Source organism: Flavobacterium sp. LAR06, from assembly GCF_041946075.1.
Taxonomy (GTDB): Bacteria; Bacteroidota; Bacteroidia; order Flavobacteriales; family Flavobacteriaceae; genus Flavobacterium.
In genome coordinates, this window is the sequence record NZ_JAUTYT010000002.1 from 1 (window position 1) to 13,918 (window position 13,918).

At 32.7% G+C, this 13,918-nt stretch carries 10 protein-coding genes; 6 read left to right on the plus strand and 4 right to left on the minus strand.

The window, feature by feature from the left end; genetic code table 11:
• Positions 1 to 22: 22 nt before the first annotated feature.
• Both Q7C23_RS03245 and Q7C23_RS03250 read right to left on the minus strand, forming a co-directional pair.
• Complete coding sequence (locus tag Q7C23_RS03245; RefSeq protein ID WP_375031164.1) at positions 23 to 214, minus strand: hypothetical protein; 192 nt, start codon at positions 212 to 214, stop codon at positions 23 to 25.
• A gap of 308 nt (positions 215 to 522) precedes the next feature.
• Entirely contained in the window at positions 523 to 1,536 is a 1,014-nt protein-coding gene (locus tag Q7C23_RS03250; RefSeq protein ID WP_375031165.1) for an LLM class flavin-dependent oxidoreductase, read from the minus strand.
• Between the two features lie 172 nt (positions 1,537 to 1,708).
• On the opposite strand from Q7C23_RS03250, the gene Q7C23_RS03255 reads away from it, so the two are divergent.
• The 4 genes from Q7C23_RS03255 (at position 1,709) to Q7C23_RS03270 (ending at position 6,976) form a co-directional block, all read left to right on the plus strand.
• A complete protein-coding gene (locus Q7C23_RS03255; RefSeq protein WP_375031166.1) occupies positions 1,709 to 2,224 on the plus strand; it encodes a DUF2975 domain-containing protein in 516 nt (171 codons plus the stop codon).
• Positions 2,225 to 2,226: 2 nt separating this feature from the next.
• On the plus strand, positions 2,227 to 2,433 hold the full coding sequence (locus tag Q7C23_RS03260) for a helix-turn-helix domain-containing protein (protein WP_375031167.1): 207 nt from the start codon (positions 2,227 to 2,229) through the stop codon (positions 2,431 to 2,433).
• Positions 2,434 to 2,550: 117 nt separating this feature from the next.
• Positions 2,551 to 3,435: an ABC transporter ATP-binding protein gene (locus Q7C23_RS03265; protein ID WP_375031168.1), complete on the plus strand. Its 885-nt coding sequence runs from the start codon at positions 2,551 to 2,553 to the stop codon at positions 3,433 to 3,435.
• Positions 3,436 to 3,439: 4 nt separating this feature from the next.
• Positions 3,440 to 6,976 (plus strand): M1 family aminopeptidase, encoded by a 3,537-nt coding sequence (locus Q7C23_RS03270; RefSeq protein ID WP_375031169.1) that lies wholly within the window; start codon positions 3,440 to 3,442, stop codon positions 6,974 to 6,976.
• Between the two features lie 40 nt (positions 6,977 to 7,016).
• Here Q7C23_RS03270 and Q7C23_RS03275 read toward each other — a convergent pair whose 3' ends face one another.
• Complete coding sequence (locus Q7C23_RS03275) at positions 7,017 to 8,246, minus strand: polysaccharide deacetylase family protein (protein WP_375031170.1); 1,230 nt, start codon at positions 8,244 to 8,246, stop codon at positions 7,017 to 7,019.
• A gap of 225 nt (positions 8,247 to 8,471) precedes the next feature.
• Between Q7C23_RS03275 and Q7C23_RS03280 the strand changes: the two genes are divergently transcribed.
• Entirely contained in the window at positions 8,472 to 9,257 is a 786-nt protein-coding gene (locus Q7C23_RS03280) for an alpha/beta hydrolase (protein WP_375031171.1), read from the plus strand.
• On the opposite strand, the gene Q7C23_RS03285 is transcribed toward Q7C23_RS03280, so the two are convergent.
• Complete coding sequence (locus tag Q7C23_RS03285) at positions 9,254 to 11,227, minus strand: sigma 54-interacting transcriptional regulator (protein WP_375031172.1); 1,974 nt, start codon at positions 11,225 to 11,227, stop codon at positions 9,254 to 9,256. The two genes, Q7C23_RS03280 and Q7C23_RS03285, sit on opposite strands and share 4 nt — an antisense overlap.
• Positions 11,228 to 11,437: 210 nt before the next feature.
• Here Q7C23_RS03285 and Q7C23_RS03290 point away from each other — a divergent pair, with 210 nt between their 5' ends.
• Positions 11,438 to 13,879 (plus strand): histidine kinase dimerization/phosphoacceptor domain -containing protein, encoded by a 2,442-nt coding sequence (locus Q7C23_RS03290; protein WP_375031173.1) that lies wholly within the window; start codon positions 11,438 to 11,440, stop codon positions 13,877 to 13,879.
• The last annotated feature ends 39 nt before the right edge of the window (positions 13,880 to 13,918 follow it).

Consider the following 13,918-nt stretch of genomic DNA (forward strand, 5'->3'; position numbering starts at 1 on the left):
TATTATATAATTTCAATCTTTTTTATAAGTCGCTGGTATGTCGGTTTTTATAAGACAAAGTTTTTTTAGCTTTTACTAGGTTTTGGCTGGTTTGGGTTGTTTTTGTTGGTTTTGCCACAAAGACGCCAGGACACAAAGCTTTATTTTTCCCCTGTTTATTGGGGTTTACTTGCTTTTCAAAAAGACACAAAGTTGGTTTTTTCTTTGTTTTCAATGGTTCTCGCAAAGACGCAAAGGCGCAAAGTCTTCCTTTTACTTCTCTAAAACGATAATTTTCTTCTGAAAACAGCTCCATTAGCCTCGATAGTATTGGAAAGGATAGCGGGAGATAGCTCCTTAAAAAAAATCCAAATCTTGAAAATTGCTTCGCTCAGCCTAACGCAAATAATCCTTACTATATATTATAGTAGAATTTCTCACCTTATACATAATACATATGTATAAAAAACAAACCCGGCAGATTTTAATAAACTGTCGAGTTGGAACATTACACACCTTATATATAATAGTAGAAAAATGTACTTATATATGTATAGTATTTAAACTATCAATGACCTCTTTTGTGATTTGAATACTTTTTAGCTTAGCCTGGTGATCATAGATTGGACTCGTAACCATAAGTTCATCTATTTGAGCGTAGTTAATAAACTTTTTAAGATCGATTTCTAATTGTTCTTTGTTTCCTGTAAAAGTACAAGAGGTCATTTGATTGACATGGAAACGTTCTTCTTCGCCCATGATATCATCTAAAGACGAAACTGGCGGCTGTAGTCCTTTGCGATCGTTGCGTATTAAGTTCAAAAACATTTGGTACAAACTGGTTGAAAGAAATTCTGCTTCTTCATTTGTGTCTGCAGCAATAATATTAACACAGGCCATTGTTTTTGGTTTGTCTAAAACTGTTGACGGCTGGAAATTTTCGCGATAGAATTCAAAGGCCTGTATCATTTGGCGAGGTGCAAAATGTCCTGCAAAAGCGTACGGTAATCCATAAGCAGCGGCCAAGGCAGCACTTTCCATACTTGAACCTAAAATCCAGATGGGGATGTTTTTCCCTTCGGCTGGAAAAGCGCGAACTTTTGCTGTCGCATTTTCTTCAGAAAAATAATCCTGAAGCTTGGTTACATTTTGAGGGAATCTTTGCGCCTGCTCAAAAAAGTCTTTTCTAATGGCTTCAGCAGTTGGCTGATCTGTTCCAGGCGCTCTTCCTAAACCTAAATCGATTCGGTTTGGATAAAGCGTCTCCAAAGTTCCAAATTGTTCTGCTACTACTAAAGGAGAATGATTTGGCAACATTATACCTCCAGAACCTACCCGAATATTTTTAGTGTGACCAGCAATATATCCTATTAAAACAACTGTTGCCGTACTCGCAACATGTGCCATATTGTGATGTTCGGCCAGCCAAAAACGCTTATAACCTAAATTATCAGCCAGTTGTGCTATGTCTTTTGTTTTTTGAAATGTTTCGGTTGCGTTGCTATCCTGAGTAATAATAGCGAGTTCTAATATGGAGATTGAAATTGGGTTTTTCATATATATTTTTACTTTCTACAAAATTACTTCATTTATACTGATGCCTTTTATTTTGCAGTGTTAAGAGAATTATAATATTTTCCGCGTGACAAAAAATACAAAAAATGATAATTAATTATTGTTTTACGATAATTAATTATACATTTGCGATATAACCCTAACTTTAAATTAAATGAAAACCACTCATATCGTTTCCAGAGTTTTATTTTATTTTACACGATTTTTGTCTGTTGTATATTTTGGACTGGCAAGCTATTCTCTTCTAACCTTAATTACAGGCTGGAGCTTGACCTTTAAAGACGGTGGGAAATATTTTCAGGTTTGTTATCCGTTTACTACGCATCCGGTAATGCTTGGTGATTATAATCTTCCGTATATCCTTTTTGATTTCTTAGCTCCTCTGAGTCTCTATGGACTTTTCTTTTTATTAAGCAGTAATGTTTTTAAGCTTTTTTATCAGCCAAAATTATTCACTCAAAATGGGATCCAGCATTTAAGGCGTTTTTATTTATCGAATTTGCTTATACCAAGCATTGTGCTCTTTATTGCTTTCTTTTTTGTGCCGTTAGACAATGAAGTATCAATTTTTATCGTATTGCACGGAATGCTTGGCGTTTTCGCTTACTTTCTTGCAGCAATTTTTAAACAGGGTTTAAACCTTCAGAACGAACAAGACTTATTTATATAACTATGCCAATAATTGTAAATATTGATGTAATGCTTGCCAGACGCAAGATGCAAAGTAAAGAGTTGGCAGAAAAACTTGAAATTACACCTGCTAATTTATCGATACTTAAAACAGGAAAAGCAAAAGGAATCAGATTTGACACCCTGGAAGCAATATGTAAAATATTGGACTGCCAGCCTGGCGATATTCTAGAATATGTAAGCGAATAGCGCTCTTTTAAATCTAAATCTTATTGACATAAAAATCGGCTTTTATAGGCCGACTGGCATTCTATTGCCTATTTTTTTCAAAATCATCTTTATATAATCATCTAAATCAATCAAAAAATGAACAGTTTATCAATCAAAAATCTCAGTAAAACTTACGAGAATGGCGTTAAGGCAATTGACAATTTATCGCTTGAAATCGGGAATGGCATGTTTGGCTTGCTGGGACCAAACGGCGCAGGAAAATCTACTTTAATGCGAACTACTGCTGCTTTGCAGGAACCAACATCGGGAATAATTGAATTTAACGGAATTAATATTCTTGAAAATCCCATGTTTATTCGTGAAAACCTTGGCTATCTACCGCAGGAATTTGGCGTTTATCCAAAAATATCTGCTTATCGTCTATTGGATCATTTGGCCATTCTAAAAGGTATTGTCAACAAAAAAGAAAGACACGACCAGATTTTGAATTTATTAAACCAAACCAATTTACTACAGTATAAAGACAAAGCGGTACATTCTTTCTCTGGAGGTATGCGCCAGCGTTTTGGAATTACACAGGCTTTGCTTGGAAATCCTAAAATTATTATTGTCGATGAACCAACTGCCGGACTTGATCCCGAAGAGAGAAACCGTTTTAATAATCTTTTAAGTGAAATTGGTGAAAGTATTATTGTGCTTTTATCCACTCATATTGTTGAAGACGTACGTGATTTATGCACTAAAATGGCCATAATCTCTAACGGGAAATTAATTTTAGAAGGAAATCCGAATGATGCGGTCGATTCTTTAAAAGACCAAATCTGGATGAAAGCCATTCATAAAAATGATTTGAAGGATTATAAAAATAATTTCAATATTATTTCATCTCATTTGAATTCTGGAAAACTCAATATTCATGTTTTCTCAGATCAACGTCCTGATTCCGGATTCGATTTAATTTCTCCTGATCTAAGCGACGTTTATTTCAACGTTTTATCTCAAAATCAACCTAAAAAATAGTCCTATGTTTTCTAAATTACTTCAATTTGAATGGCATAACAATACCCGAAACTGGACTTTTTATGCTTCTTTTATACTGTATCTGATATTTGGCTTTTTTGTGAGTGCTTTTGCCAATTTCTCTTTTTCTGGTGCTTATAAAAATAGTCCCTTCGTACTGACTTATGCAATAGGCCTGATTTCGTTGACTACTATATTTTCGATTACCATACAAGTTGCTCAAAGTTTTTTGAAAGAATACGAAACTAAATTTGATGCCATTATTTTCACAACTCCAATTTCAAAATTTAATTATTTGGCAAGCAAATTTATTACTGCCTTTGCAATTGCTTCACTTTCCTTTTTGATGTTTATTCTTGGGATGATGTTTGGCCATCAAATGTCATGGCTTCCAAAAGACGAAATTGGTCCTTTCGAACTAATCAACTATTTCTGGCCTTACCTAGTAATTGTTTTACCCAACATTTTTCTATGTCTTTCGATATTAACTGCTCTGGCGTGGACAACGCCAAACAAATTAATGATATACGTTGGCGGTTTCTTAATTTACATCTTATATATCGCAGGATCTTTGTTTTCTAACTCTCCTATTTTTGCAAATGCTTCTCCTTCATCAGCTACGCAAATGTCTTTTGCGGCAAAAATAGATCCGTTTGGTTTAGCGGCTTTTTTAGAACAAACAAGATATTGGACGTCTATTGAAAAGAACAGCAATTTGCTTTTATTGACCGGTAATTTTTTAATCAACCGAATTCTATGGCTGGTTATTTCTCTTCTTTTAGTCTTTATTTCTTATAAAATTTTTTCCTTTAGAAAATCGAAAACCAAAAAAAGCAAGTCCAAAAAAGTAGAATTTGGCAGCATTTCTTTTTCTGCGGAAGCGCCAAAACAAATAGAATTCAGGACTTTTAGACATAATATCGCTGTTTTGCAAAGCAATATCAAAATGGATATCTTTTTGATTGTAAAAGGAATTCCGTTTATTCTGATTCTTCTTTTACTTTCCGGACTCTTATTAATTGAAATTTCAGATGAAATTGATGGCGGAATTCGGCTAGCGGAAAATATAACCAATACCGCTTTAATGATCAGCACGATTATGGATCGTTTGCCTTTCATTTTAATCTTGATAATTCTTTTTTACAGCAGCGAATTAGTAAACAGAAGCGAGAATTCAAAATTTGATATGCTCGAAAACACAACGCCATATTCACAAATAATGGTTTTGATAGCAAAATTGATTTCACTTTTCTCTATTGCACTAATTATCGTTGGCGTTTCTATTGTAATAGGATGTAGTTTTCAAATCATTAATGCAAATGCTCCAATAGAATTTGGGTTGTACTTTTCGATGCTGTATTATCTCGGACTTCCCATTTTACTTATTTCGATTTTAGTTCTTTTTATTCAAACTCTCATTACTAATAAATATTTAGGGCTTTCAGTTGCAACACTTACGGTTGTTTTAATTAGCTCCGCAATTGGGGGTCAATTAGGAATTTCACATCCTTTACTGAGATTTGGCGATGCCTTTAAAAGAGAATATTTTGATTTGAATGGTTTTGGAAAATATACTTTTTCGTTTCACATTTCGATGTTGTACAACATTGGGCTAGCATTAATTCTGATATTCTCTACTTCTATTTTATGGAAACGAAATAGTTCGATTTTAAAATCATTTCGACGAAATTCATTTAATGCGATCCAAAAAGCAATTTTTATTTTGGGAATTCTTCTTTTTATTGGTTTTGGAAGTTATTTTTTTTACAAAACAAATATTGAATATCCCTATATAACCCAAGAAGATCAAAATAATTGGAGCGAACAATACGAACTGAAGCTTAAAAAATATGCTCCTTTAGCACAGCCGATCATCACGTCTGTGAAGAGTACGGTAGATTTATTTCCAGAAGAAAATCGCTATGAAGTTTCGGGATCGTATGAATTAATTAATAATTCAGAAAAAACAATTGATAGTTTACTCCTATATATAGACCGAAATTCGAAACTGACTTCTATTAAAATTAAGAATGCAGAAAAATTACATGATGTTTCAAACTTCAACCATTATTGGTATCGCTTAACAAAACCTTTGAAACGGCATCAGAAATTAAAAATGAGTTTTTCGTTTCAATTTTCATGGTCGCCGTTTAAAGGACATACAGCTTTTAATTCTATAATTGAAAATGGTTCTTTTATGAGAATCAGCCGTTATTTTCCAACTTTTGGTTATCAGGTTTCGAACGAAATTGAAAGCAAAAAAGAACGTAAAAAAAGGCATTTACCAGCTCAGACTCCGCTTAAAAAATTAGAAGATAAAACGATAATTCCGAATGATTTTATTGATTATGATGCAGTCGTTTCAACATCAAAAAAACAAACCGCAATTGGTGTGGGAGATTTAATTGGAAAATGGAAAAAAGGAGATCGCAATTATTTTCATTATAAATCAAATGGGAAAATTCCGTTTCGATTTGCTTTCGCTTCCGCGGAATATCAAATTAAAAAGATCCTTTATAAAGGAATTTCTATTGAAGTTTATTACGACAAAAGACATTCCCGAAATATCGAAAAACTAATAAGTGGTATTCATAACACAATAGATTATTGCCAGACCAATTTTGGGAAATATCCTTATAAAACTATTCGTTATGCCGAAGTCTCCGCTTTCGCCGATGGGTTTGCCGCGACTTCCTATCCGTCAACGGTTTTTATGAAAGAGAATTTTGGTTTTTACAGCAACCTGAATAATAAAGATAAAGAAGATGTTATCAATCAATTGACAGCTCACGAATTATCGCACGAATGGTGGGGAAATGCCCAAATTGCGCCGGAACAAAAAGAAGGAAGCTGGATTTTGACCGAAACCCTAGCACAATATACCGAGTTGATGTTATATGAAAAAGAACACGGTTTAGAGAAAGCTTTACAAACCTTAAAAATTCATTTAGATCTATATTTAAGCGCCAGAAGCTACGATCCGGAAACTTCTCTTTATAAAACAAATTACGAAACACCCCATTTACCGTACGACAAAGGAATGCTTGTTATGCATCAATTGCGACTTTTAATTGGAGAAGAAAAAGTGAACCAGGCTTTGAAAAATTTTCTGAATCATTATAAATATCCGATTCAACGTCCTGATTCTGAAGATTTATTAAAGAAAATTTATGCTGTAACAGATCCTAAACTGCATTGGAAATTAGATGAAATGTTTAAGCAGATTATCACTTATTCTTCAAAAATCGTTTCGGTTAAAAGTCAAAAAAAGAATGGATTTTATGAAGTTTCATTTAATGTTAATTCAGAAAAATATGCTGAAAATGAAGTTGGAAAACGAAAATTAATTGACAATGACAGAACCATTGACATTGGTATTTATGATGAAAAAGGAAAATTACTTTGTTCTCCTTTTTTACTAAAAAACAATAAAACCGGAGGGAAAATAAAACTTAAAACCAAACCTCAACTGATTGTCGTAGATCCTTATTTAAAAAATATCGATACTTTTATTAAAGACAACGAAAAGGAAATTAATTAAACAAAAGGGCTCTACTAATTAGGGCCTTTTTCAATATTCTTTATTTCAATTGAATTGTAATCAATTTATGTTTTGTTTTTCCATCATCAATAATTTTAAAATTAGATTGCTTTGCTTCAATTTCAAATTTTGATTTTGAATCAACTGCTAATGAAATATCTCTGTAACGAAAGGTCTCCGGAATTTCAGGAAGTTCAATTGTTACCGTACCTTCTTTGTCACTTTGTTCAAAATGGATTTTAATTCGATCGCGAAGCCAGATATATTCGTAAACTTCCTGCCAGGGCGCCATCCAGATTGAATCGTTTCCGTTTGTACCATATTTATTGGCAATTGTTGTCATATAATATTTGAAGTCTGGGAAACGTATACTTAAATTCCACAAATTTGAATTTCCTACTCCGTGTGTAAATTCGTTGTACCAAATTGGCCCCGATAATTTTGCAACTGAATCAAAAGTCGCTAGAAAACGATCCATAGTTTTAAATCCGATTGTGTCTTTTGAACTTTGAATAAAAGTTCTCGCGTAAATCATTTTATCTAAATTTACTTTATTATCAACTTTAATAACTGGTCCAGCACCAACATAAGATGCTACCGAAAAAGAGCCATTTGTCAAAGCGTCTCTTTCATATTCTAGATGATATCCAGGATCACTTTCTCCGCCTGGCACCACAAAATGCGAAATTGTAAATCCTAAATTTTGTTGTATCGAGGTTGTATTTTCTGTTACTTCAGTCAGGAAATTAGTTCCGTGTTTGGTCGCATGATGAAAGCCGTGATTCAAAATATCCCAGCCTGCTTTGTATAATTCCTTTACTTCTGACCACGAAAGATGTCCGCGAATTGTTTTTGAATCATTGATTGCTCCTCCATTAATGGCTAAAGCTAACTTGAACGGAATTTTATTTCCTAATCCATCTGAGTAAAAAAGTCCTTTTGAAGTTTTTCCATCACCGCCCTGATCATTTTTCCATTCGTTTATCATTGGCGGACTTATTTTTCCTCCATTAAATAATGGGAAAGCCGTTAAATAAGCTGAACGATAACCATCATCAACGGTGAAACTATAGGCTAAATGTTTGTTGAATTTTAAATCCGCAGCCTGAATTTTTACTTTCTTTGCTGATTTTAGTTTTATTTTAAAAGATATGATTTTCTTTTTTGATGAATCTATTTTAACATAATTTCCAAAACAAAAAGAAATCGAATTAATTGTAAGGGCAAGAATGAATAAAAATGTCTTTATTCGTAATCGTGGTATTTTCATTTGGAGCATTTGATTTTGAGATTTTAAAGATACATCTCTTTAGAAAAAATCTATTCAAAAAAATGATATTTCAAGACTCTGAAATATTTTTTAACGAAATATAATAACTACCGAATCTTCATTCTTTAACAAACGTTTAATATCAAAGGCTTTACAAATAGGCACACCCTTTGTATTTTGAAAGTATTCTCATCCTATTATTCAAAAAATCTCAAACTGCTTTTTATGTACCTATCTAATACGAAAACCATTGTGTTTATTACGGGAGCATTTGTCAGTCCTTCTTGTTGGGAGAAATGGACTGTTTTTTTTGAAAATCAAGGATACAAAACAGTTGCCCCTCCATGGCCTTACAAAAATGAAAATATCGAAACATTACGGAGTCAACACCCGGATTCAAAAATTGCATTGTTGCGTTTATCAAGCCTACTCGACTATTATAGAGAAATTATAGAGAAACTACCTGAAAAGCCCATTTTAATTGGACATTCTTATGGTGGACTTTTGACTCAGTTATTGGTTCAGAAAGAATTGGCTTTCGCCGGAATTTGTATTCATTCCGTTTCTCCAAAAGGTATTTTTAAAGCGAAATTCTCTTTTTGTAAAGCAATCTGGAAGTCTTTAGGCTTTTTTACTTCTGCAAAAAAAACATATTTAATGACATTTAGAGAATGGCAAACCAAATTTACAAACGGAATGTCATTTGAAGAACAAAAAGATTCTTATGAAAAATTGGTTATTCCTGAATCTAAATCAGTTTTACGAGATGTTTTTACTGAAGCGGCACACATCAACTTTAAAAAAAAGCATGAACCTTTACTATTTTTATCCGGATCTAACGATATGGTTATTAGAGCTGCGCTCAATTATTCAAACTTTAAAAGATACACCAATATTCATTCGATAACCTGCTATAAAGAATTTCAAGGTCACAATCATTTTGTATTAGGACAATCCAACTGGGCTGAAGTTGCTGGATTTATTGTAAAATGGCTCGAAAAAATCAGTTAGTTTAATTCTCTTTTAATTTCCAGTTTTTTGATTTTCGAATTTAAAGTGGACGGATGAATGTCTAAAATTTCGGCTGCACCACCTGCTCCTGATATTTTCCCGTTACATTTTTTCAGAATATACAATATATAATCTCTTTCGTTCTCCAAAATTGTTTTTATAGAGAAGGATTCACTAGCTTGTTCTGCATGCATTTTTGAAGAAGTCGAAAGTTCAATTTCCTTGATTGTATTTCCGTCAGTCAATAAAATGGCACGTTGCATTACGTGTTCCAATTCTCTAATATTTCCCGGCCAATTGTAATTTATAATCTGTTGCAAAGCAAAATCAGAGAGGTTTGGTGCTTTTCGTCCCATTTTCTCGCTGTATACTTTTATAAAATGATGTGCTAAGTCCGGGATGTCTTCTTTTCGTTTTTTTAATGATGGAACTAAAATTGGAAAAACATGCAAACGATAGTACAAATCCATTCTGAATCTTCCGGCTGCAACTTCTTCTTCAAGATTTTTATTCGTAGCTGCAATAATTCGAACATCAATTTTCATTGAAGATCTTCCTCCAATGCGTTCAATTTCTCGTTCCTGCAAAACGCGTAACAATTTTACCTGAAGTTCCAAAGGCATCTCCCCTATTTCATCCAGAAAAATGGTCCCTCCGTCAGCCAATTCAAACTTACCAACTCGCTTGTCTACTGCACCTGTAAAAGCTCCTTTTTCATGACCAAAAAGCAATGATTCAGCCAGGTTTTCAGGAATCGCTCCACAATTAATAATAACTAAAGGTTTTCCTTTTCGAGGCGATAAAGCATGAATACTTTGCGCTATTTTCTCTTTTCCGGTACCACTTTCGCCTAAAACCAAAACCGATGTGTCTGACGGCGCCACTTTTCTGATATAATCAAAAACCGTAATCATTTGAGGGCTATTACCAATAATTCCTTCAAAGCCAACCGATTTATGTAACGGTTTTACTTCTTTAGCAATAGCTTCTTTTTGGTCTTCCCCAGAAACTGTTTTTGGAAACATTTTAGTAACAAATTGCGCAAATATATTTTCCAGGTTCGCCAAAAGTTTTAAGGTTTCTGTCGAATAAATATTAAAATTTCTGCTATAAAAATTAAAATAAAATCTTTGAATTGTTTCAATTGGAACCGGAAATACCAAGTATGATTTAATTCCGAAATTATGAGAAATCAGACTCTTTATTGGCGCTACCTGGAAATTATTTATCAAAGACTCTTCACTATAGATAATAGGTTCTAAATCTATTTTTGATTTTTTATAGGTTTCATCTAATTCCTTAATAGAAATATCAGCAATTTTTGAGAATTTTTCAGGACTGATGATCTGGTAATCGTCTATATTTCTACGCATGATTCCGAGATTTGCATAATGTGTGGTGTTCGCAAAACCAACTTCTGCATAATCAAACGAAATATAATTTTGTATCATTCTTCCGAATGATACTAATGCATTTTCCCATTTAAGATTTGAATTTAAAATCTCATTCATATCTCTTTGTAACTGCATTTGTTGCATTAATTGCGATTCTAAACTATATTCCTGACGGTAAAAAGCGATTTCAAGAGTGGTTAAAACATCTTGTTCTCTAAACGGTTTTACTATAAATCCGTAAGGCTGTGTAATTTTTGCCTGATCTAAAATATTTTTACTGGAATTAGCTGATATAAATATAAAACCGATATAATTTTCTTTGAGAATTTGGGCTAATTCTATTCCGTTACGATTTCCTTTCAGCATAATATCCAGGAAAACTAAATCCGGTTTTTCAATCTCAATCTGTTCCAAAGCCTGATCAACTGAGCGAGCAATTCCGATCACTTCATAATTTGCTTTTTCGAGAATTAACTGCAAATCATGTGCTTCAATAAATTGATCTTCAACGATTAAAATTCGTTTTTTTAAAGTGGTTTCAGAGGATTTGAGGTGCTGGTCAAAAACCGTTTCCATAAATGTGGTATTTTTAGTATTATAATAGGCGTAATATATTGGTATAAAATTAGTTAATTATTAGAACTAAAACAGTAAAAATTCAAAATTTAAATCAAAAAAAAGATCTTTTATGTGAATTTTCCTGATATTATTCTAAAGAACCATACTAGTTTATATTTATATTTGTTCATCATAAAAAACATCCAAAAACTTAATTCTAAACAAATTATGAAACAAGTTTATGCACTCTGTTTTATCCTTTCAATTGCAATACAATCTTTGGCACAAACTTCACCTTCTGTTGCCAAATATGACTTAAAGAAGAAAAGGCTTTTGATTCAGGCTTGCTCCATCTATTTATTCAACGCCAATCAGGGTGCGATAGATGCAGACAGTTCTGTAGTTTTAGCCTGTAAAGCATATAAATTACCTGTTTCGTTAGCTTATGACGAAGGTTTTAACGATGGATCATATTTGATTGGAAATGATTTGATTGATAAAGGAAACATCGATTCTGCAAAAAAGCTTCTTGCTAAATCTAAAGAGGAAAATCGCATTAAGTTATTGCTTCAATTAGGGAATTTTTATCTTTTCAAACCCGGAACAAAACCAGAGGATCTTCAAAATGCCCAAGTTTATATAAAGGAAGCAGTTGACGTTAGCAATAAAATTAAAATAAAAAAATGGCAACATCAAAGTTTACTGCTTCTTGGGAAATATTATTTCCAGGCTGGGAACTTAGCAGAAAGCAAAAAAAACTTTTTACAGGTTATAAACGAATGCCGAAAAACAGATGATAAAATTGGTCTCGCTGATGCTGTGGATGGATATGCAACTCTTTTATCAAATCTAGATCCGGAGAAAGAGAAACGACTACAAGAAGCCGTTTCTCTTTATGCTTCCTTAGGGTTGGAAGAAAAAAGAATAGAGTCTTATATGAAAATTACGACCATCTATTTTTGGACAGGGAGAATCGATGAAGCAAAAAAGAGACTACATCAAAATTTAGCTGATTTGCGAAAAATTAATTTCACACATCAGCAATTCGCAGAAACCACAATAGTTTATATTGACTTGTATCAGCAAAATATGAAAAGTGCTATGTATTATGCGCTAAAAAGCGTAAAAAGAATGGAGGCCGAAAAAGACTACACTTTAGGAGATATTTTTTATATGCGATTAGGTGATGTCTATAATTTTATAGGTCACAATGAAGAAGCATTGGAACTATATAGAAAAAGTATTGAAATTGGACAGCAAACCTTAGATACCGGTACTTGGTATAAAAGTTTTTATGGTGCTGTTGCTGCTTTATCACTTAAAGGAAAAAATAAAGAAGCTATTGCCTACATAAATTCGTTAACAGCAGAATATCCTCCAAAAACTATTTTTGACAAGATGTCTGTGGCTTATATAAAAGCCAATTGCTATGAGGCTATTAAAGATAATCTTCAGGCCGAAAAGTATTTTAATGAAACGGATTATTACGCCAGACAATTAAATAATCGTGAAACCTTTAGAGAAATTGTTCACCAATATACCATGATGTCTTTATTTTATATCAATATAAATAAAGTTCAGAAAGCAAAATTTTACACAGATAAAATATTTGCGCTTTTTAAGATCAATAACGCAACTTATAATTCAGAGGCATTTCAGCGTTTATTGTACAAAACCGACTCTATTAATGGAAATTATAAAAGCTCATTAGCCCATTTTCAAAACTTCAAAAAAATAAGTGATTCACTTCATGGAAATACTAAAAATAAACAAATTGAAGAATTAAAAATAGCATATCAAACTAAGAATAAAGAACAAAAAATTGCACTTTTAAACGACCAATCGAAACTACAGGAAAGTGCATTACAAAAATCAAAACTCTTAAATAATTTGGCGATTGGGTGTTTGATTTTGCTTTTAATCACGATTAGCTTACTTTATAATCGCTATCGTTTAAAACAACGAAATCATGCTAAATTAGAATTAAAAGAAAGAGAAATCAATCAAAAAAACCTCAACTTGAGACATTTATTAGATGAAAAAGAATGGCTTTTGAAAGAGATTCATCACCGTGTGAAAAACAATCTTCAGACCGTTATAAGCCTGCTGAATTCCCAATCGGCTTATTTGGATAATGATATGGCTTTATCTGCCATAAAAAACAGTCAGCACAGAATTCATTCGATGTCATTGATTCATCAAAAATTATATAATTCTGACAATATTGCGACGATTAATATGCCAAATTACATCAAAGAATTGGTCGAATATCTAAAGGAGTCTTTTTCTCTTGCACAAAGAATTCGTTTTGAAATAAAAGTCGCTCCTTTAGAATTAGACGTGGCGCAGGCTGTTCCACTTGGACTTATTTTGAATGAAGCCATTACGAATTCAATTAAATATGCTTTTCCGAATGATCGAACAGGGATGATTTATGTGACGCTCGAAGCAATAGCAGAAAACCGATATTTATTAACCATTTCAGATAACGGAATTGGAGCTGAAACTGATTTTACAGATACAAAAGCAAACTCATTCGGGATGAGTTTAATAAAGGGTTTAAGTGATGATTTGGAAGCAAAATTCACAATGGAAAATAATAACGGGACGATTTTAAAAATTGAATTTTCGCAAGAATTTCCGATAAATCAAAAAAGGCAAATGATTTAAAACCTAAATTTGTAGCACGAAAATAAATTTCGATACTAG

What these genes read in the sequence shown, in the direction of transcription:
- Q7C23_RS03250 (WP_375031165.1), bottom strand. Translation starts at nt 1,536, where the DNA reads ATGAAAAACCCAATTTCAATCTCCATATTAGAACTCGCTATTATTACT.
- Q7C23_RS03255 (WP_375031166.1), top strand. Translation starts at nt 1,709, where the DNA reads ATGAAAACCACTCATATCGTTTCCAGAGTTTTATTTTATTTTACACGA.
- Q7C23_RS03260 (WP_375031167.1), top strand. Translation starts at nt 2,227, where the DNA reads ATGCCAATAATTGTAAATATTGATGTAATGCTTGCCAGACGCAAGATG.
- Q7C23_RS03265 (WP_375031168.1), top strand. Translation starts at nt 2,551, where the DNA reads ATGAACAGTTTATCAATCAAAAATCTCAGTAAAACTTACGAGAATGGC.
- Q7C23_RS03270 (WP_375031169.1), top strand. Translation starts at nt 3,440, where the DNA reads ATGTTTTCTAAATTACTTCAATTTGAATGGCATAACAATACCCGAAAC.
- Q7C23_RS03275 (WP_375031170.1), bottom strand. Translation starts at nt 8,246, where the DNA reads ATGAAAATACCACGATTACGAATAAAGACATTTTTATTCATTCTTGCC.
- Q7C23_RS03280 (WP_375031171.1), top strand. Translation starts at nt 8,472, where the DNA reads ATGTACCTATCTAATACGAAAACCATTGTGTTTATTACGGGAGCATTT.
- Q7C23_RS03285 (WP_375031172.1), bottom strand. Translation starts at nt 11,227, where the DNA reads ATGGAAACGGTTTTTGACCAGCACCTCAAATCCTCTGAAACCACTTTA.
- Q7C23_RS03290 (WP_375031173.1), top strand. Translation starts at nt 11,438, where the DNA reads ATGAAACAAGTTTATGCACTCTGTTTTATCCTTTCAATTGCAATACAA.